Below are 19,348 nucleotides of genomic sequence, written 5' to 3'. Positions count from 1 at the left end.
TTATCCCAGAGTCAGGGGCAGATTGCTCACGTGTTACTCACCCGTTCGCCACTGATCCAGAGAGCAAGCTCTCTTTCACCGTTCGACTTGCATGTGTTAAGCACGCCGCCAGCGTTCATCCTGAGCCAGGATCAAACTCTCCGTAAAGAATTTTTGCTTCGATGAGCCGGAATGGGCTACATCTCTGCGAGCTTGATCTGACGATCGGATGTCATTACTGACATATCCGTTTAATCTCAAAAGAATCTCATCGACCAGCTAGGCTGGCCGCGAGGTTTTTTGGCATTATGACAAGTGCACGCTGTTGAGTTCTCAAGGATCGGATGCTCCTGCGTCTTGGCCTCTCAGCCAGTCCCGCAGGGCAACTTCTCTATCTTATCTGTCTCGCTCGGCTTGTCAAATCGGCGTTTTCGGCGGATTCAATCCGCGCAGCCTGAAGTGACTGTGCTCGAGGAGCAGGACCCCATCCTAGACCCAAGGGTCATGACCCTCAAGATGAGGGCTTGTTCAGAAGGGGGTGGTTCTCCGCTTGAGGGGGGTGAGGCTCTCGGCCTCTCCGCTTCCCTGTGGGGCGAACAAGTAATAAGTTACGCGGGGGTTTCGGTTCGGGCAAATCCTGGTTGCATCCCGGGCGTGTCGCCGCGTCTTTCCGCGGTTTTCACCCGTCGGAGCTCCGCTCGCCCGACAAGCCTCGACGGCGAGCGGCCGAGACGACCAGCGCCAGGAGGACGGTGACGACCGCCCAGAGCGCACAGGCCGGTGGGAGGACCAGGTAGGCGAGATGCGCGATCCCGAAGCCGGGGCGAAGCGGCCCTAAGAGCGCGAGGCCGAAGATCCACGTCGCGATCAGGATCGCCGGCAGCGACATCCACCACGTCACCCGTACGAGTCCGGGCAACTGCCGCTCGATCGCCACCGGCGTTCGACGCCGGAGCCAGGAGAGGGCGAACAACCCGAGCACGAGCAGACCGGCAGCCGAGGAGAGATCCTGCAGCCAGCCGTACATCGGCTGGCCGATGACCTCATCGGCCAGCACGGGAAACAGCTCGACACCGAGCCGACCCTCGTGCGTGAACAGATCCCAGGCGATGTGGCTGAGCACACCCAGAGTGAGCGAGAGGGCGAGCAGGCCGAGGGCCACCGCTCCCCCGGCGAATGTCTCCCGCAGGGACTCTCTCGCCCCGGCATCCCACCGGCCGGGAAGCCGTGCGGCCAGCCAGCGCGGGGCGAGCTCGCGGCACGCGGGGCGGAGGACCGTGCGCCACAGCACGAGTAGACCGAGCGCCAGCAGAACCGTCACCGGCAACCAGCGGGGGTCGTGCGTCGCGGAGTAACGCAACGGGATGCCGCGCGTGAAGAGCGCAAGATCCGGTGTCATCGCCCCCACCGCGATGGCCGCGGGTACCAGGGGCGTGCGCAGGAAGGGCAGCGCGACGACCGCGTGGCTGGGGGTGAACGGCACCGCGGGCTCAGTCCCCGACGAAGATCCCGGCGAGCGTCTTCTTGCCGCGCCGCAGCACGGACACACCTCCGGGCAACGCGCCCGTCACCGCGGCATCATCGCCTTCCACCCGCTCGCCGTCGAGCGTCACCCCGCCCTGGGCGATCGCCCGCCGGGCATCGGACAGGCTCTGGACGAGCCCGGTCTCGACGAGGGCATGCACGACGGTCGTTCCCCGCGCGAGGCGCGCATGCGGCAGCTCGTGCAGTGCACTCGCGAGGGTTTCGGGATCGATCGACCCGAGATCTCCCCGCCCGAACAGCGCTTCGGAGGCGGCGATCACCGCGGATGCCGAGCCGGGCCCGTGGACGAGCGCCGTGACTTCATGTGCCAGGCGCTTCTGCGCCGCGCGGCGGAACGGCTCGTCCTGCACGAGGTGCTCGTACCGCTCGATCTCGGCGCGCCCGAGGAAGGTGAACACCTTGAGTCGTTCGATCACATCGGCGTCGTCGGTGTTCAGCCAGAACTGGTACATCCGGTACGGGCTGCACATCTCGGCGTCGAGCCAGATCGCGTTGCCCTCGCTCTTGCCGAACTTCGTGCCGTCGCTGTTGGTGATCAGCGGCGTGCCGATCGCGTGCACCGACACGCCCTCGACGCGGTGGATGAGGTCGGTGCCGCTCGTGAGGTTTCCCCACTGATCGCTGCCACCCGTCTGCAGCACGCACCCGTGCGCGCGGTACAGCTCGAGGTAGTCCATGCCCTGCAGGATCTGGTAGCTGAACTCCGTGTAGCTGATGCCCGCATCGGAGTTCAGCCGGGCCGCCACCGCGTCCTTCTTGAGCATCGTGCCCACGCGGTAGTGCTTGCCGATGTCGCGCAGGAAATCGATCGCCGACAGGGGTGCCGTCCAGTCGAGATTGTTGACGATGCGGGCGGCGTTGTCGCCGCCGAAGCTGAGGTAGGTCTCGACCTGCGTGCGCAGGCGCCCCACCCACTCCTCGACCGTCTCGCGCGTGTTCAGCGTGCGTTCGGCCGACGGACGCGGGTCGCCGATGAGGCCCGTCGATCCCCCGACGAGTCCGAGCGGCCGATGACCCGCCAGCTGCAGGCGGCGCATCGTGAGCAGCTGCACGAGGTTGCCCAGGTGAAGGCTCGGAGCGGTCGGGTCGAAACCGCAGTAGTACACGATGGGCGGGCCACCGAGCAGCGTGCGCAGAGCGTCCTGGTCCGTCGACACGTGCACCAGCCCACGCCAGACCAGTTCGTCCCAGACGTTGTCGAACGCGGGATCGTTGGCGGGGCTCAGAGCGCGCAGCTCGGCGTCGACGGGGGCGGATGACACGCCTTCGAGGCTACCAGCGCCGCGGCGGGCATCCTGATCGGGGCGCCCTCACCCGAGGTGCGGGGACGCCCCGCCCCACCAGACCAGTCCCGCGAGGGCGAGAGCCAGCGACCAGCTGACGAGACTGCCGACGAGGAAGTACTCGGCACGGTCGCCGTTGTCGTCCCGTGAGATCTCGGGAAAGCGGACGATGCCCTTGGCCGCGAGCACCGCTGCCAGGAGGGTGTACGCCCCGGCGAGTGTCAGCGAGAAGACGATGACACGCTCGAGCGGTCCGATGAGGCGGCCCCCTTTGAGAGAGGGCTGCGCGGCGAGGGGCACCGGGTCGGTCGCCGCGGCTGCGCCGGCATCGGCGGTGACCCCGACGCCGCGCTCGGCGCGCGCGGACGGCACCGGCGGCAGCGCGAACTCGCCGCGCAGTGCCGCGCGCACGACGATGTTGGCCGATTCGGCGAGGAACACCAGGGCACCCGCCACGAGCACCACGAGGTCGAACGACACCTCGCCGGCGGGCGACGGCAGCAGCCAGATCTCGCCGATGACGCCCGGGTCGGCCCGCGGGGGGATGCTGGCCACCCCGATCGCGCAGGCTGCCAGCACCGCGATCGCGGGCCACACCCCGGCTTTCGCCGCGCGGCCCGCGGGCATGAGCCATACCCACTCCGCGGCCAGCGCCACGGCGACCAACGCGGGCAGGGGCGCGTTGGTGAGCGCTCCGAGGACGAGGATCGCCACGGCCAGCGCCGCCAGCCCGACCCGGCGCGCCAGCGGCACCGGGGCCCGCCGGGCGAGGTCTGCCGCGCCGATCGCGAGCAGCAGAAGGCCCGCGAAGATCATCGCGGCACTCCGGCGCCGAGTGCGTGGAATCCCTCGACGACGGCCGCCGCGCCGGCGGTGGTGAGCGCCTGCGAGACGGCCGATTGGGTGATGCCCTCGCGCTCGGCGAGCTCACGCTGGGTGAGCCGTGCGCAGCGACCGGCGACGAGCCGGCGTGTGCGCTCGCTCATCGTGCCGACGAGCTGGTCGCGAGCGAGCAGGTAGGCGTTGGCGAGGCGGACGGCGTCGTGCATGCGGCCATCCTCCTCCGGGGCGGCGACAATCCAGGTGCGCGCGGTCGGCGCGGTGCGCTGCTGCTTGCTGTGCACGAGGTCGATCGCCTCCCGGGCTGCCCACCACCCCGGCCCCTCCGGGATCTCGCCCTCGCCCGAGGGCACCGCCCGCACCGATCCGATCCCGATTCCGAAGCGGCACGAGATCGGTTCGGGCAGCTCCAGCTGAACGAGCAGCAGCGACGCCAGCGCGTCGCCGAGGGCGAGGTAGACCCCCTGGAGCTCGTCGCCGACGGTGGCCGCCAGCATCCGGTCCGCCACCGGGAGCGTCCGCTGGGCGCGCGCGATCGCGTTCTCGATCTCGCGCTGCGCCCCTTCGCGGTCCGCCAGCTTGCGGGAGCCGACGATGTCGGCGATCACGGCGATCATTCGATAAGCGTAACGCTTATCTCTTCAAAAGATAAGTCTTTTGCTGATCACATTCCCAGGGCGTGACCGGCAGCCTGTGCTCGGGCGATGAGCTCGGCGCGCTGCTCGGCGACACGGACGGGAGCGGTGCCACCGGCACCGTCGCGGCTGCCCACCGAGCCCTCGATGCTGAGCACGGCCCGCACCTCGGGCGTGAGCTCGGATGACACCGAGGCCAGCATGGCGTCCGTGGCCTCGTGCAGCTCGATGCCGTTCTGCTCGCACACCCGCACGAGCGCGCCCGAGATCTCGTGCGCGTCACGGAACGGCACACGCCGCCGCACGAGCCAATCGGCCACATCCGTCGCCAGAGAGAAGCCCTGCGGGGCGAGCTCGGCCATCCGCGCGGTGTCGAAGCGCAGCGTCGCGATCATGCCGGCGAAGGCCGGAAGCAGCACCTCGAGGGTTGCGACGGAGTCGAAGACGGGCTCTTTGTCCTCCTGCAGATCGCGGTTGTAGGCCAGAGGAAGAGCTTTGAGCGTGGCGAGCAGGCCGGTCAGGTTGCCGATGAGGCGTCCGGACTTGCCGCGCGCGAGCTCCGCGATGTCGGGGTTCTTCTTCTGCGGCATGATGCTCGACCCGGTCGAGTACGCGTCATCGAGGGTGACGAATCCGAACTCCCGCGTGTTCCACACGATGATCTCCTCGGCCAGACGCGAGAGGTCTATGCCGATCATCGCCGTGACGAACGCGAACTCGGCGACGACGTCGCGTGCCGCCGTGCCATCGAGCGAGTTCTCCGCGGGCCGGGCAAGGCCCAGACGCTCGGCGACGAGCGCGGGGTCGAGACCGAGACTGGACCCGGCGAGCGCTCCCCCGCCGTAGGGCGAGACGGCCGCGCGGGCACGCCAATCGCGCAGCCGCTCGAGATCGCGCACGAGCGGCCAGGCGTGCGCCTGCAGATGATGCGCCAGCAGGATGGGCTGCGCGTGCTGCAGGTGCGTGCGCCCCGGCATGATCGCCTCGCCCGCCGCCTCGGCCTGAGCCACCAGCGCGTCGATGATCCGCAGGATGTCGCGGGCGATCACCGCGGAGTGATCGAGCAGATAGAGCCGCACGAGGGTGGCGATCTGGTCGTTGCGACTGCGGCCCGCGCGAAGCCGCCCGCCGAGCTCGGCACCCGCGCGCTCGATCAGTCCGCGCTCCAGTGCGCCGTGCACATCCTCGTCCGAGGCTGCCGCGGCGAAGGACCCGTCGGCCACGTCCGCGGCGAGCGCGTCGAGGGCGCCGTGCATCGCGACGAGCTCGTCGGCCGTGAGGTAGCCCGCCGCCGCGAGCGCCTCGGCGTGCGCCCGGGAGCCCGCGATGTCGTAGGGCGCGAGCACCCAGTCGAAGTGGGTGGAACGGCTCAGCAGAGCGAGCTCGGGCGAGGGACCGCCCGCGAATCGTGCGCCCCACAGCGCGCCCTCGTTCGTACCGTCCGACTTCTCGCTCATCACCCGTTCACCCTATCCGCGCGGCGGCTGAGGGGTCGGCCCCGCGCGTCGCGCGTGCGCCGACACGGCGCGACAGGCGGTCGATGAGGCCCTCGAGCGGGCCGCGGCCGATCAGCAGCGCCCATGCGGTGCACGCGGCGATCGTCCACAGCGCGAACGGCACGAACGGCTCGAGAGCGCGGAAGCCGAAGAGATCACTCGGGTCGCCGAGCACGACGGCGGCCGCGATCGCCCACACCACGATCTGCGCCGTATAGGCCGTGAGCGGCATGGCGCCGGTCGCCCGCAGCGGCAGCACGACCCACCCGATGGGGCCGATCGTCGCGCCCGGCCACCAGGGACGACACAGCAGCAGGCACGCACCGAGCACGGCGATCGCGAATCCGCCCGATCCGAACACCTCGAGCACTCCGCTCGAGTGCGGTTCGGCCGTCCACACCGCCTCGATGAGCGAGCCGGATGCCGGAGCCTGCACCGCCGAGCCGCTGCCCGTCGCCGTGCCCGCCGCCAGGCCGTAGCCCACCGCGGCGAAGCCGGCGCCGAACAGCAGCAGCCCTGCCTGCGTGCCGAGCGCGCGCAGATCCAGCCGACCGATGCCGAGCCCGGCGACGACGAACCCGGCCCACACGGGGAACGGGTACTGCCACCCCACCAGCAGGCTCACCTCTTCGACGCCGGGCACCGCCCACAGCGGCGCCTGCATCAGGGCGGCGTACACCCACGGCATGATCAGCCCGATGCCGCCGGCGACCGCGAACAGGACCGCCGGGCGCAGGGTGAGCAGGGGCAGCACGAGCAGGAAGAGGATCGCGTACGCGGGCAGGATCACATAGACCGGCACGCCCGTCGCGATCAGCAGCACCCCGAGCACCCAGATCGCGAGCGCCCGCACCGCGATACGCAGCGCCGCCTGCCCGAGCGCCTGCCCCCGCACCGGCGTGCGCCCGCCGGTGACGAGCCCGATCGACACACCCGCGAGGGTCGCGAACAGGATCGAGGAGCGCCCGTCCACGATTCCCGTCCATGTCGCGGGATCGGACCAGACGAGGTCGTCGGTCACCAGCAGATGGGCCGCCAGCATCCCCACGACGGCGAGGCCGCGCGCGAGGTCGATGCCGGCGACGCGGGCAGGTCCGTTCAGGCGACGCCAGTTCGCCGCCGGACCGCCGCCCCGGGGTTTCAGCTCTGCGCCAGCAGCCACACCAGCAGGGCCTTCTGCGCGTGCAGCCGGTTCTCGGCCTCGTCCCACACGACCGACTGCGGGCCGTCGATGACCTCGGCATCCACCTCGTAGCCGCGATCGGCCGGCAGGCAGTGGATGAAGATCGCATCATCCTTTGCCAGCGCCATCGTCTCGTTCGTGACCTTGTAGGCGCCGAGGTCGCGCAGGCGCGCGATCTTCTCCTCCTCCTTGCCCATCGACACCCACGTGTCGGTCACGATGATGTCGGCGCCGGCGGCAGCCTCGAGGGGATCGGTGTAGAGCGCGACCGATCCCCCGGTCTCGGCGGCGATGCGGTCGGCGTCGGCGACGATCTCATCGCGGGGCGCGTAGTCCTCCGGCGAGGCCACCCGCACGTGCATGCCGGCCGTCGCGCAGGCGAGCACGTAGGAGTGGCCCATGTTGCTCTTGCCGTCGCCGAAGAACGTCAGCGTGAGTCCCTTCAGCTCGCCCTTGTGCTCGCGGATCGTGAGCAGATCGGCGAGCAGCTGACAGGGGTGGAAGTCGTCCGAGAGCGCGTTGACGACCGGTACCCTCGTGCCCTCGGCCATCTGCTCGAGCCCCGCCTGCGCGTACGTGCGCCACACGATCGCGGCGACCTGCCGCTCGAGTACGCGGGCGGTGTCGGCGGGGGTCTCCTTGCCGCCCAGCTGGCTGTTGGCGGTCGAGATGATCAGCGGCGAACCGCCGAGGTCTGCGATTCCGACGGCGAACGACACGCGCGTTCGGGTCGAGGACTTGTCGAAGATCACCGCCACGGTCTGCGGGCCGGCGAGCGGCTTCTGCGCCCAGCGGTCCTTCTTCAGCTCGAGGGCCAGATCGATGATCTGCGCCTGCTCGGCGGGGGTGATGTCGTCGTCTCTGAGGAAGTGGCGGGTCATGCGTTCACCTTTGCGGGGGCGGCGTCTGCCGCGTCGTCGAGAAGCAGGGCTTCGGATGCTGTGGCCAGAGCGGTCTGGAAGAGGTGGGCGAACTCGGCGATCTCGTCGTCGCCGATCGTCAGCGGCGGCGCGATGCGCACCGTCGAGGGGTTCGCCGCGTTGACGATGAGTCCGTGCGCCTGCGCCGCAGCGACGACCGCGCCGGCGACGGGCCGCGCGAGAGCGATGCCGATGAGCAGTCCCTGCCCCCGGCATCCCGTCACCAGCGGCGAATCGAGACCCGCGATCGCGTCGCGGATCTGTGCGCCGCGCGCGGCGGCGTTCTCGACCAGCCCGGCTCGTTCGATCTCGCCGAGCACGGCGCCGGCGACCGCGGTGCCGAGCGCGTTGCCGCCGAAGGTGGAGCCGTGAGAGCCGGGGAAGAACAGCTCGCTCGCCTCGCCGAAGGTGATGAGAGCGCCGATCGGGAACCCGCCGCCGATGCCCTTGGCCACCGTGATCGCGTCGGGCGTGATGCCGGCGTGCTGGAATCCGAACCATTCGCCCGTGCGACCGGCGCCCGTCTGGATCTCGTCCACGATGAGCAGCACCCCGTGCTCGCGCGTGAGGGCCCGCGCGGCCGCGAGGTACCCCTCGGGCAGTTCGACGACCCCTGCCTCCCCCTGGATGGGCTCGACCACGAGCGCCGCGACGGTGTCATCGAGCGCCTGGAGCGCCTCGATCGTGGCGGGGATGTGCTCGACCCCCGGGACCATCGGCGTGAACGGCTCCTGCATCGCCGGCTTGCCCGTGAGCGCGAGGGTGCCCATCGTGCGGCCGTGGAACGCGTTCTCGAGTGTGAGGATGCGGGGTCGACCGCTCTCGCGGCCGTGCAGCCGCGCGAGCTTGAAGGCGGCCTCGTTCGCCTCGGCTCCCGAATTGCCGAAGTACACCCGGCCCCGCTCCCCCGTGCCCGCGAGGCGTTTGAGGGTCGCCGCGAGCTGCAGCTGCGGGGGCGTGGCGAAGTAGTTCGACACGTGCGCGAGCGTCGCCGCCTGCGCCGCGATCGCGCTCACGAACACCGGGTGCGCGTGACCGAGGGAATTGACGGCGATGCCGCCGAGAAAATCCAGGTAGCGGCGGCCGGCGTCGTCCCAGAGGTACGCGCCCTCGCCGCGCACGAACATCGCCATGCGCTCGCCGAAGCTGCGCACCAGATCCCGTCCCGCGTCGTCCTGCCAGCTCATCCCGCGACCACCTCCGTGCCGATTCCCTTGTTCGTGAAGACTTCGACGAGCACCGAGTGCGGCACCCGCCCATCGATGATCGCCGCGGTGTCGACGCCGCCGTCGACCGCGTCGAGACAGGCCTGCATCTTGGGGATCATCCCCGATTCGAGGCTCGGCAGCATCCCCCGCAGCTCGGTCGAGGTCAGGTGCGACACGAGCGAGTCCCGGTTCGGCCAATCCGCATACAGGCCCGGCACGTCGGTCAGCACGATGAGCTTGGCGGCGTTCAGCGCCACCGCGAGGGCGGATGCCGCCGCATCGGCGTTGACGTTGAGGCTCTGCCCCGGCCGGTCGAGGTCGGGGGCGATGGAGGACACCACGGGGATGCGGCCCGCGTCGAGGTGATCGTGCACCGTCGTCGGGTCGACCCGGACGACGTCGCCGACGTTGCCGAGATCGTGCTCCTCGCCGTCGATGATGACGCCGCGCCGGCGCCCACCGAACAGGCCCGCGTCCTCGCCGCTGACTCCGCTCGCGAGCGGTCCGTGCGTGTTGATGCGGCCCACCAGCTGCGGATTGATCTGGCCCGTCAGCACCATCCGGACGACGCCGATCGCCTCGGTCGAGGTGACGCGATAGCCGCCCTTGAACTCGCTCGGGATCGACAGCCGCTCGAGCATCGACGAGATCTGCGGACCGCCGCCGTGCACGACGACGGGCTTCACCCCGACGAAGCGCAGGTAGGCGATGTCTTCGGCGAAGCTCTGCTGCAGCTCATCGGAGACCATCGCGTTGCCGCCGTACTTGATGACGATGATCTGATCGCGGAAGCGCTTGAGCCACGGCAGCGACTCGATGAGCACGGCGGCCTTCTCGGCCGCCTCCTCCGGGCTGGTGTCCTGGATGTCGGTCATGAGGAGTACGCGCTGTTCTCGTGGACGTAGTCGTGGGTGAGGTCGTTGGTCCAGATCGTCGCGCGCGCATCGCCCGCCTTCAGATCGATCCCGACGTGCGTCGCGCGGGGCGCAAGATCGACCTCCTCGCGCGGACGGTCGGGGCCGCCCTTGCTGCACACCCGCACGCCGTTCATGGTGACGTCGACGTCGTACGGATCGAACGCGGCGCCCGTCGTGCCGATCGCCGCGAGCACCCGGCCCCAGTTGGGGTCGTTTCCGAAGATCGCCGCCTTGAAGAGGTTGTTGCGGGCGACCGAGCGCCCGACCTCGACGGCGTCCGCCTCGGATGCCGCGCCGATGACCTCGATCGTGATGTCGTGGCTCGCGCCCTCGGCGTCTGCCTGCAGCTGCGTCGCGAGGTCGGTGCAGACGACGCGCAGCGCCGCCTCGAAATCGGCGGGGTCGGGAGTGATCCCCGATGCGCCGCTGACCATCAGCGTGACCTGGTCGTTCGTCGACATGCAGCCGTCCGAATCGAGCCGGTCGAAGCTCACCCGGGTCGCGGCCCGGAGGTGCGCGTCGGCCTCGGGCGCCGTCAGGACGGCGTCGGTCGTGATCACGACGAGCATCGTCGCAAGGCCCGGCGCCAGCATCCCGGCCCCCTTCGCCATACCGCCGATCGTCCAGCCCTCGCCGTGGTGGATGCTGCGCTTGGCCCTGGAGTCGGTCGTCATGATCGCGAGCGAGGCGTCCTCGCCGCCGTCTGCGTGGAGGGACGCGATCGCCCGGGTCGTGCCCTCGAGCACCTTGGCCCGGAAAACCTCGTCGCCCGTGCCGATCAGGCCCGTCGAGCAGATGAGCACGTCGCCCGAGCTCACTCCGAGCAGTTCGGCCGCACGCTCGGCGGTCTGGTGCGTCGTCTGGAATCCGAAGCTGCCGGTGAAGCAGTTCGCGCCGCCCGAGTTGAGGACGATCGCCTCGACGGCACCGTCCTTCGCGGCGACCTCCGACCAGAGGATCGGGTTGGCCTTGGCGCGGTTGCTCGTGAACACCGCCGCGCCGACCTTGAGGGGCCCGCGGTTGACGACGACCGCGACATCCGGCTTTCCGCTCGATTTGAGCCCCACCGCAACTCCTGCGGCCTCGAAACCCCGGGGTGCGGTCACACTCACGGCGCCACTCCGTTCACGGTCAGGCCCGTGGCCTCGGGGAGGCCGAGGGCGATGTTCATCGACTGGATCGCCGCTCCCGCGGTGCCCTTGACGAGGTTGTCGACGGCGGTGACGAGGACGACCCTGTTCGCGGCGCGGTCGATCGCGAGCCCCATGAGCGCCGTGTTGGCGCCGAGCACATCGGCGGTGCGGGGGAACTGACCCTCGGGCAGCAGCTGCACGAATGTCTCCCCGGAGTAGGCGTCGTGCCATGCCGAGCGGATGTCGTCGTCGGAGGCGCCCGCGGCGATCGGCGCGGTGCTCGTAGCGAGGATGCCCCGCGCCATCGGCACAATGACGGGGGTGAACGAGATGCCGATGGCGTCGCCGGTCGCGCCCTCGGTCGCGCCCTCGCTCGCCCCGGTCGTCGAGCGAGCGGAGCGAGTCGAAACGCCCGCATCCTCCCTGCCCGCCGCGGCCAGCGCCTGCCGGATCTCGGGGATGTGCCGGTGCGTGCCGCCGACGGCATATGGGTTGGCCGTGCCGAGGATCTCGCTCGCGAGGAGGTTCGTCTTCAGGCTCTTGCCCGCGCCGCTCGGCCCGACCGCGAGCACCGCCACGATGTCGGAGGGGTCGATCACCCCCGCCGCGACGCCGGGGGCGAGGCTGAGGGAGACGGTGCTGGCGTTGCAGCCGGGCGCCGCGATACGGGTCGCGCCGACGAGCCGCGACCGCTGGGTGCCCGTCCCGAACGGCAGCTCGGGCACGCCATAGGCCCACGGCTCGTGGAACTCTCCGCCGTAGAACTGCGCCCACGCATCGGCGGATTCGAGACGGTGGTCGGCGCCCGCGTCGATCACGAGCGGGGTGTCGGCGAGCGCCTCGGTGTACTGCCCCGACTGCCCGTGCGGCAGCGCGAGAAACACGATGTCGTGACCGGCGAGGGTCTCGGGTGTCGTGTCCTGCAGGGTCAGGTGCGCGAGGGAGCGCAGGTGCGGCTGATGCTGGATGAGCGGCTGACCGGCGTTCGAGTGCGCCGTGACGGTGCGGATCTCGATATCCGGGTGCGACGCGAGCAGCCGGAGCAGTTCCCCGCCGGCGTATCCGGAGGCGCCGGAGACGGCTACCTGATAGGGCATGGTGTCAACCTTATGGTCTGGAAGGGCTCACCTCCCGCGCGACGGCGCGGGAGAAGGATGTCGACGGCGACGCCGCTGCCAGGCCTTCGAGGCAAGGAGTGCGGGGTCGCCTAGAGTCGGCGGCCGTCCAGACGTCGGCGCGCACCGGTGAGGCGCGCGGAAGGCGTCTCGAGGGCGGTGGTGGCCGAAGGCATGCGCCGACCCTATCGATCGGCTTCCGGCATCCGCAAATCCGCGCGCGCGGGAGCCCGCGCGTCGCGAGCCCACATTTTTGCAGCGACCCACCACGCGACGTCTGGTGGCTCGCTGCAAAAATGTAGGCTCGGCGCTCGGCGGCGTCGGGCGGACGCGGACGTCGGCGGGCGGACGCGGACGTCGGCGGGCGGACGCGGGCGCGGGCGTCGGCGAGCGGACGCGGGCGCGGGCGTCGGCGGGCGTCGGCGGGCGCGGGCGTCGGCGGGCGTCGGCGGGCGCAGGGCGCGGCGGCGGGCGTCGGCGGGCGCAGGGCGCGGCGGCGTCGGGCGTCGGCGGGCGCAGGGCGCGGCGGCGGACGGGAGGCGGTCAACATTCCGGAGAGATTGGGCCCCTAACCCCGGACGGGTCCGTCGTTTCGGGGACGGCGGCCGCCGCTCCGCCCGTTGATCCGGAATGTTGCTTCACCCGACGGGCCACCGGCGGGGACCGAGGTCGGCGCCGGCGGCGCCGCGAGTGCCTACTCGCGCAGAGTCGCGCCGAAGCGCTCGGCCGCGACGGCGACTCCCGCCAGGCGCGCCTCCGAGGCCTCGCCGGCCGTCAGCGTGCGGTCGGGCGCGCGGAAGCGCAGCGCGAACGTCAGGCTCTTCGACCCCTCCGGCACGCCCTGCCCCCGGTAGTCGTCGACCAGGCGCAGCGACTCCAGCAGCTCGCCCGCGCCCTGGGCGAGGGCATCGCGCACCGCCGCGGCGGGCACATCGGCCCCGACGACGAGCGAGACGTCCTGCGTCGCGGCAGGGTAGGTCGACAACGAGGCCGCGACGACCTTCTCGCCCGCGAGCGAGAGCAGCAGGTCGAGATCGAGTTCGGCGACCACGACACGACCGGGAAGATCGGATGCTGCAGCCACGGCCGGCAGCAGTTCACCGACATAGCCGACCTCGACACCGGACACGGACAGCGCGCCCGTGCGTCCGGGATGCAGCGCGGCACGCCGGCCCTGCGCGACGTCGATCGACACACCCGCAGCGGCCGCGACGACGCGCACCGCATCGAGCGCCTCGGACAGGCCCGCCGGCTCTGCGGCCCGGGCCGGCTGCTTGGGCGCGACGTTTCCGGTCAGCAGGACCGAGACCAGGCGCGGCTGCGGCGGGATCGAGGCGTCGAGCGCGGCGAGGGTCGCGGCATCGGGCCGCACGGCGAGCGGCGGCACACTGTCGGTGCCGTAGGCGACACCGGGCTCGGGCGCGAAGACCGATCCGACCTCGAACAGCGCGAGGTCGGTGAGGCCGCGGGAGAGGTTGCGGTGCGCCGTCGCGAGGAGCCCCGGCACGAGGGAGCGCCGCAGGAAGGGCGCCTGGCCATCGAGCGGGTTCGCGAGCTTCACGCTCGCGACGCCCTCGCCCGATGCCGAACCGTGCAGATCGTTCGCGTCCGCGGTCGTGAACGGGAACGAGGGGGTCTCCACGAAACCCGCCGCGGCGAGCGCGTTGGCGACGCGTCGGCGGCCCTGCTGCGCGAGCGTCAGCCCGCGACCCGAGGGCGGCGTCGGCAGCACGGAGGGGATGCGGTCGTATCCGCTGATGCGGGCGACCTCCTCGGCGAGCGTCCATTTGTCGGTGAGGTCGGGCCGCCATGACGGCGGGATCACCGCCCACCCGGACGCACCCTCGTGCACCTCGCAGCCGATCATCCGCAGGGCGTCCTCGACCTCGACGGCGGTGTAGTCCACGCCGATGAGCCCCTGCACGAATCCGGCGGGCAGGTCGACGCCGGCGCTCTCGTGTTCGCCGTGCAGTGCGCCGCCGAGCTCGTCCGCCGTTCCGCCCGCGTACTGCACCATGAGATCGACGACGCGCTGGGCCGCGACGGCCGCGACGAGCGGGTCGACGCCGCGTTCGAAGCGCCGAGAGGCTTCGGAGGGCAGCTTGTGCCGGCGCGCGGTGCGCGCGATCGAGACGGTGTCGAAGATCGCGGCTTCGACGAGCACGTTCGTCGTCGCGTCGCCCATCTCGGTCGTGCCCCCGCCCATCACACCGGCGAGGCCGATGGGGCCCGAATCGTCCGTGATGAGCAGGTCCTCGACGTGGAGCGTGCGCATCTGGCCATCGAGGGTCGCGAGCTTCTCCCCCGGCTCGGCCCGCCGTACCGTGATTCCGCCCGAGAGCCTGTCGAGGTCGTAGCCGTGGATGGGGTTGCCGAGCTCGAGCATGACGTAGTTGGTGATGTCGATCAGCACGCCGAGCGAGCGGATGCCGGCGAGGGCGAGACGTGCGATCATCCAGGGCGGAGTCGGGGCCCCGGCATCCACCCCGCGCACGACGCGCGCGATGAACTCGGTCGCCCCCACGCGGCCCCGGATCGGGGCGCGATCATCGATCACGAGGGCGAAGCCCGTGCCGGCATCGTCGACGTCGCGCAGTCCCGGGTCGGTGAAGGCCGCGCCGGTCGCGTGCGAATACTCGCGCGCGACGCCCCGGATCGACAGGGCGTAACCGCGGTCGGGCGTGACGTTGATCTCGACCGCGACGTCGTCGAGGCCGAGCAGGGCGATCGCGTCGGTGCCGACCTCGGGGTCCAGGCCCAGTTCGCTCAGGCGCAGGATGCCGGAGTGCTCCTGGCCGAGGCCGAGCTCCTTCGCCGAGGCGATCATGCCGTCGGAGACGTGGCCGTAGGTCTTGCGCGCGGCGATCGGGAAGGGGCCGGGCAAGACGGAGCCCGGCAGCGTCACCACGACCTTGTCGCCCTCGAAGAAGTTGCCGGCGCCGCAGACGATCCCGCGGGGCTCACCCTCGCCGACGTCGACCTGGCACCAGCGGATCGTCTTGCCGTTGGACTGCGGCTCCTCGACGAACGAGAGCACGCGGCCCACCACGATCGGTCCCGAGAGGTCGAAACGGTGCACGTCCTCCTCCTCGAACCCGACGGAGACGAGAGAGGCCAGCACGTCTTCGGGCGCAGCATCCGCCGGCACCTCGACGTACTCACGCAGCCACGACAGCGGAACGCGCATCAGACCACCATCCCGAACTGCTCGCTGAAGCGGATATCACCCTCGGCCATGTCGCGCATGTCCTGCACGTCGCTGCGGAACATCAGCGTGCGCTCGATCCCCATGCCGAACGCGAAGCCCGAATACACCTCGGGGTCGATGCCGGCGGCGCGCAGCACGTTGGGGTTGACCATGCCGCAGCCGCCCCACTCGATCCAGCGCGCGCCGCCCTTGAACGTCGGGTGCCAGAGGTCGAGCTCGGCCGAGGGCTCGGTGAACGGGAAGTAGTTGGCGCGGAAGCGCGTCTTCGCCTCGGGGCCGAACAGCACGCGTGCGGCGTGATCGAGCGTGCCCTTGAGATGCGCCATCGTGATGCCCTTGTCGATGACGAGGCCCTCGAACTGCGTGAACACCGGCAGGTGGGTCGCGTCGAACTCGTCGGTGCGGTACACGCGGCCGGGGCACAGCACATAGATCGGCAGGTCGCGCTCGAGCATCGACCGCACCTGCACGGGGCTCGTGTGCGTGCGCATCACGAGGTGGCGCGCGACGGGGTCGACGAAGAACGTGTCCTGCATCTGACGCGCGGGGTGATCCTCGTCGAAGTTGAGCGCGTCGAAGTTGAACCACTCGTGCTCGAGTTCCGGGCCCTCGGCGATCTCCCACCCCATGCCGACGAAGATGTCGCTGACCTGGTCCTGCAGCAGGGTGAGTGGATGCCGCGCCCCGACGCGCGTGCGCGAGGCCAGTGCCGTGATGTCGATGCGCTCGGCCTCGAGCCGCGCGGCCGTCTCGGCCTCGGCGAGCTCTGCCTCGCGGGCGGCGAGCGCCTGGGTCACGGCGCCGCGCGCCTGACCGACGAGTTTTCCGAACTCGGCCTTGTGCTCCTTGGGCACGTCGCGCATGCGGGCGTTCAGCGCGGCGAGCGCGGATGCCTCACCCTGGTGGGCGGCGCGTGCGGCCTTGAGTTCGGCGGTATCGGAGGCTGCCGCGATGGCCGCGAGGGCGGCATCCACGGCATCCTGAACCGCCTGGGGCGTGATCTCGGGAGTGTCAGACACGAGAGGCGAGTCTACCGGGGGCGGATGACTGGGCCCCGCTCCCGGAATCGTCAGATCGAACCGCCCGTGCGTTCGGACGTGCGCGCCATGCCGGAGGCCTGCGCCATGAGGATCGCCTGGTCGGGATCGATGTCGCCGCCCTTGCCCTTCTTGCCGCGCGTGCCGCCGCTCGCCGTGCGTCGCGAGAGCCAGCGCGCGAACCACGAGAGCGAGAGGTTGATCGCGAGGTAGATCACCAGCGTCACGACGAAGAGCGAGAAGAGGTAGCGGTTGCCGTAGAAGGAGGCGAGGTTGTTCATCGTCGTGCGGATCAGCTCGTTGTAGCCGACGATGTAGCCGAGCGAGGTGTCCTTGAGCAGCACCACGAGCTGGGCGACGATGATCGGCAGCATCTGCCGGAACGCCTGAGGAAACTCCACGAGGATCTTGGACTGGAATTCGCGCATGCCCACCGACAAAGCCGCCTCGCGCTGACCGCGCGGCAGGGCCGCGAGGCCCGCCCGCAGCGCCTCGCCGATGAGCGTGCCGTTGTAGAGGATGAGGGCGATCACGACCGCCCAGAACGCCTGGGTCGATGCGACGAGCAGGATGAAGAGCATCATCAGCAGCACGGGCATGCCGCGGAAGAACTCGATGAAGACGGCGGTGGGCACACGCACCCACGCGATCGACGAACTGCGCATGAGCGAGAGGGCGATGCCGAGCACGATCGCCCCGACGGCGGCGACCGCCGCCGCCCGCAGGGTGCCGAGCACGCCCTGCCCGATGAAGCTCCACACCTGCGGCGAGCCCGATCAGCGAGACGATCAGCGAGATGCGGCGGGCGCGGGGACCGGGGGCATCGAAGAGGACGCTCGAGCCGCTCATCGCCGAACCACCAGCTTTCGTTCGAGGGCGCCGGCGAACAGGCCGAGCGGAACGGTGACGACGAGGTAGAGCGCGGCCGTGACGAGCAGGATCGGGATCACGATGTTGCCGTTGGCGTTGGTGAGCTCACGCGTGGAGGCGAAGAGCTCCGCGACGAAGAAGCCGCCCGCAACCGAGGTGTTCTTGGTCAGCGCGATGAAGACGTTGATCAGCGGCGGGATGGTCATGCGGAACGCCTGGGGCAGCACGACGAGGGAGACGCTCTGTCCGAAGCCGAGCCCGATGCTGCGCGCCGCTTCGGCCTGACCGACGGGGACGCCGTTGATGCCCGAGCGCAGGGCCTCGGCCACGAAGGGCGAGGTGTAGTAGGTGAGCGCGAAGATCGCGAGCGCGACGTAGGGAAGACGAAGCCCGAGGAACGGGACGATGAAGGCGAAGAAGAAGAAGACCAGTGTCAGCGGTGTGTTGCGCGCCACCTCGGTCCACACCGACGCGAAGACCCGCAGCGAGGCCACGGGCGAGATGCGCATCGCCGCGATGACGGTGCCGAGAACGAGCGCGAGCACTCCCGAGACGGCGAGCAGCAGCAGGGTGACCCTGAAGCCCTCCCAGAACTCGGGGGCGAGCGAGATCAGCTGTTCCACTGCCCCTCCTTCCTTCGAAACACGGGACCGGGATGCCTCGGGTCGGCGTCACGGCCGGCCCGAAGCATCCCGGGTCACTCAGTAGCGGTCGGGTGCCGGCGGGTCGACGAACGGGAGGATGGTGCCCGCGGTCGCGTTCCACGCGTCCTCGTACCGGCCGTCCTCGTACGAGGCCTCGAGCACGTCGTTGATCCACATCCGGAACTCGGTGTCATCCAGCGCCAGGCCGATGCCGTAGGGCTCGTCGGTGAAGGGCTCGCCGACGACCTTGAACTCGCCCTCGTTCTGCGCCGCGAGGCCCGCGAGGATCACGTTGTCGGTCGAGACGGCGACGACGGCGCCGCTGCGCAGGGGCTCGAGGCAGTTCGAGTAGGTGTCGGTGAGCAGCACCTCGGCGCCGAGCTCTTCGAGGTTCGCCGCGGGAGTCGAGCCCGTGACGGAGCAGACCGGCTGGCCGACGAGGTCCTCTTCGCTCTCGATGTCCTCGTTGTCGGCGAGGGTCAGGATCGACTGGCCGGCCATGTAGTACGGACCGGCGAACGAGACGACCTCCTTGCGGGTGTCGTTGATCGTGTATGTCGCGATGACGATGTCGACCTGGCCGTTCTCGATGAAGGGCTCGCGGTTGGCCGAGACCGTCTCGGTCCACTCGATGTCCTCTTCGGCGATGCCGAGTTCGGCGGCGATGATCTTGCCGATCTCGACATCGAAGCCCTCGGGCACACCGGAGGGGCCCATCAGACCGAACAGCGGCTGGTCGAACTTCGTGCCGATGGTGATGGTGCCGGCCTCGGAGAGCTCGGCCATCGTCGTGCCGGCCTCGAACGAGGGCGCCTCTTCGGGCTCGACCGAGGTCTCGCCGCCCGTCTCGGCGCCGCCCGCGCACGCCGTCAGTACCAGTGCTCCCGCGGCCGCGAGGCCGATCAGGGAGAGTCTTGATCGCTTCATGTCCTACCTGTCCTTTGCTGTGGGGGCCGCGGGGTGGCGGCCATCTCGTAGGGTCCCGGCCGCTGCGGCGGCCAAGTCTTCTCAGTGATCGAGGATCTTGGAGAGGAAGTCCTTCGCGCGCTCGCTCTTGGGGTGGGTGAAGAACTGCTCGGGAGTGGCCTCCTCGACGATCGCGCCATCGGCCATGAACAGCACCCGGTCGGCCGCCTTGCGGGCAAAGCCCATCTCGTGCGTCACGACGATCATCGTCATGCCGTCGGCCGCGAGGCCGACCATGACATCGAGCACCTCGTTGATCATCTCGGGATCGAGCGCGCTCGTCGGCTCGTCCATGAGAATCACCTTCGGATCCATCGCGAGCGATCGGGCGATCGCGACGCGCTGCTGCTGACCGCCCGAGAGCTCGCC

17 protein-coding genes and 1 rRNA gene are annotated in these 19,348 nt (G+C 70.3%); all 18 read right to left on the bottom strand.

Annotation, left to right across the window (positions count from 1 at the left end):
- Window positions 1-147, bottom strand: a 16S ribosomal RNA gene (locus DI573_RS08700); the annotation flags it as partial.
- Window positions 148-658: 511 nt separating this feature from the next.
- Window positions 659-1,462 carry a DUF4184 family protein gene (locus DI573_RS08695; RefSeq protein ID WP_292812925.1) on the bottom strand — a complete coding sequence of 268 codons (804 nt, stop codon included), beginning with the start codon at window positions 1,460-1,462 and terminating at the stop codon, window positions 659-661.
- A 7-nt stretch (window positions 1,463-1,469) separates the two neighbouring features.
- A complete protein-coding gene (gene tyrS / locus DI573_RS08690; protein ID WP_292812922.1) occupies window positions 1,470-2,786 on the bottom strand; it encodes a tyrosine--tRNA ligase in 1,317 nt (438 codons plus the stop codon).
- Between the two features lie 48 nt (window positions 2,787-2,834).
- Window positions 2,835-3,623 (bottom strand): hypothetical protein, encoded by a 789-nt coding sequence (locus DI573_RS08685; protein WP_292812919.1) that lies wholly within the window; start codon window positions 3,621-3,623, stop codon window positions 2,835-2,837.
- Window positions 3,620-4,264: a SatD family protein gene (locus tag DI573_RS08680; protein WP_292812916.1), complete on the bottom strand. Its 645-nt coding sequence runs from the start codon at window positions 4,262-4,264 to the stop codon at window positions 3,620-3,622. The genes DI573_RS08685 and DI573_RS08680 overlap by 4 nt, the downstream gene beginning before the upstream one ends.
- A 47-nt stretch (window positions 4,265-4,311) precedes the next feature.
- Window positions 4,312-5,739, bottom strand: coding sequence for an argininosuccinate lyase (gene argH, locus DI573_RS08675; protein WP_292812914.1), 1,428 nt, complete (start codon window positions 5,737-5,739; stop codon window positions 4,312-4,314).
- 7 nt (window positions 5,740-5,746) lie between these two features.
- The gene (locus tag DI573_RS08670) at window positions 5,747-6,940 is read right to left on the bottom strand and encodes a heparan-alpha-glucosaminide N-acetyltransferase domain-containing protein (RefSeq protein WP_292812912.1); all 1,194 of its coding nucleotides are present in this window, start codon (window positions 6,938-6,940) and stop codon (window positions 5,747-5,749) included.
- Window positions 6,919-7,842, bottom strand: coding sequence for an ornithine carbamoyltransferase (argF, locus tag DI573_RS08665; RefSeq protein WP_292812910.1), 924 nt, complete (start codon window positions 7,840-7,842; stop codon window positions 6,919-6,921). The genes DI573_RS08670 and argF overlap by 22 nt, the downstream gene beginning before the upstream one ends.
- Window positions 7,839-9,068, bottom strand: a complete 1,230-nt coding sequence (locus tag DI573_RS08660) for an acetylornithine transaminase (protein WP_292812908.1) — start codon at window positions 9,066-9,068, stop codon at window positions 7,839-7,841. The genes argF and DI573_RS08660 overlap by 4 nt, the downstream gene beginning before the upstream one ends.
- Window positions 9,065-9,964, bottom strand: a complete 900-nt coding sequence (gene argB / locus DI573_RS08655; protein ID WP_292812906.1) for an acetylglutamate kinase — start codon at window positions 9,962-9,964, stop codon at window positions 9,065-9,067. Before argB ends, DI573_RS08660 begins: the two co-directional genes overlap by 4 nt.
- Window positions 9,961-11,118: a bifunctional glutamate N-acetyltransferase/amino-acid acetyltransferase ArgJ gene (gene argJ, locus DI573_RS08650; protein ID WP_292812904.1), complete on the bottom strand. Its 1,158-nt coding sequence runs from the start codon at window positions 11,116-11,118 to the stop codon at window positions 9,961-9,963. The genes argB and argJ overlap by 4 nt, the downstream gene beginning before the upstream one ends.
- Complete coding sequence (locus tag DI573_RS08645; protein ID WP_292812902.1) at window positions 11,115-12,236, bottom strand: NAGSA dehydrogenase family protein; 1,122 nt, start codon at window positions 12,234-12,236, stop codon at window positions 11,115-11,117. The genes argJ and DI573_RS08645 overlap by 4 nt, the downstream gene beginning before the upstream one ends.
- Before the next feature lie 712 nt (window positions 12,237-12,948).
- Window positions 12,949-15,441 carry a phenylalanine--tRNA ligase subunit beta gene (pheT, locus tag DI573_RS08640; RefSeq protein ID WP_292812900.1) on the bottom strand — a complete coding sequence of 831 codons (2,493 nt, stop codon included), beginning with the start codon at window positions 15,439-15,441 and terminating at the stop codon, window positions 12,949-12,951.
- Window positions 15,441-16,481: a phenylalanine--tRNA ligase subunit alpha gene (pheS, locus tag DI573_RS08635; protein WP_292812898.1), complete on the bottom strand. Its 1,041-nt coding sequence runs from the start codon at window positions 16,479-16,481 to the stop codon at window positions 15,441-15,443. Before pheS ends, pheT begins: the two co-directional genes overlap by 1 nt.
- Before the next feature lie 50 nt (window positions 16,482-16,531).
- Window positions 16,532-17,260 carry an amino acid ABC transporter permease gene (locus DI573_RS08630; RefSeq protein WP_292812896.1) on the bottom strand — a complete coding sequence of 243 codons (729 nt, stop codon included), beginning with the start codon at window positions 17,258-17,260 and terminating at the stop codon, window positions 16,532-16,534.
- Window positions 17,261-17,344: 84 nt separating this feature from the next.
- Window positions 17,345-17,992 carry an amino acid ABC transporter permease gene (locus DI573_RS08625; RefSeq protein ID WP_292812894.1) on the bottom strand — a complete coding sequence of 216 codons (648 nt, stop codon included), beginning with the start codon at window positions 17,990-17,992 and terminating at the stop codon, window positions 17,345-17,347.
- A gap of 78 nt (window positions 17,993-18,070) precedes the next feature.
- Window positions 18,071-18,940, bottom strand: coding sequence for a glutamate ABC transporter substrate-binding protein (locus DI573_RS08620; protein WP_292812892.1), 870 nt, complete (start codon window positions 18,938-18,940; stop codon window positions 18,071-18,073).
- An 81-nt stretch (window positions 18,941-19,021) separates the two neighbouring features.
- Window positions 19,022-19,348, bottom strand: a 327-nt coding sequence (locus DI573_RS08615) for an ATP-binding cassette domain-containing protein (RefSeq protein WP_292812890.1), incomplete at its 5' end; no start/stop codon positions are given.

Origin of the sequence: Microbacterium sp. (assembly GCF_003248605.1) — a bacterium.
Lineage (GTDB): Bacteria > Actinomycetota > Actinomycetes > Actinomycetales > Microbacteriaceae > Microbacterium.
This window is presented reverse-complemented; position numbering and strand designations above follow the sequence as displayed.

What these genes read in the sequence shown, in the direction of transcription:
- DI573_RS08685 (WP_292812919.1), bottom strand. Translation starts at nt 3,623, where the DNA reads ATGATCTTCGCGGGCCTTCTGCTGCTCGCGATCGGCGCGGCAGACCTC.
- DI573_RS08680 (WP_292812916.1), bottom strand. Translation starts at nt 4,264, where the DNA reads ATGATCGCCGTGATCGCCGACATCGTCGGCTCCCGCAAGCTGGCGGAC.
- argH (WP_292812914.1), bottom strand. Translation starts at nt 5,739, where the DNA reads ATGAGCGAGAAGTCGGACGGTACGAACGAGGGCGCGCTGTGGGGCGCA.
- argF (WP_292812910.1), bottom strand. Translation starts at nt 7,842, where the DNA reads ATGACCCGCCACTTCCTCAGAGACGACGACATCACCCCCGCCGAGCAG.
- DI573_RS08660 (WP_292812908.1), bottom strand. Translation starts at nt 9,068, where the DNA reads ATGAGCTGGCAGGACGACGCGGGACGGGATCTGGTGCGCAGCTTCGGC.
- argB (WP_292812906.1), bottom strand. Translation starts at nt 9,964, where the DNA reads ATGACCGACATCCAGGACACCAGCCCGGAGGAGGCGGCCGAGAAGGCC.
- DI573_RS08645 (WP_292812902.1), bottom strand. Translation starts at nt 12,236, where the DNA reads ATGCCCTATCAGGTAGCCGTCTCCGGCGCCTCCGGATACGCCGGCGGG.
- pheT (WP_292812900.1), bottom strand. Translation starts at nt 15,441, where the DNA reads ATGCGCGTTCCGCTGTCGTGGCTGCGTGAGTACGTCGAGGTGCCGGCG.
- DI573_RS08620 (WP_292812892.1), bottom strand. Translation starts at nt 18,940, where the DNA reads ATGAAGCGATCAAGACTCTCCCTGATCGGCCTCGCGGCCGCGGGAGCA.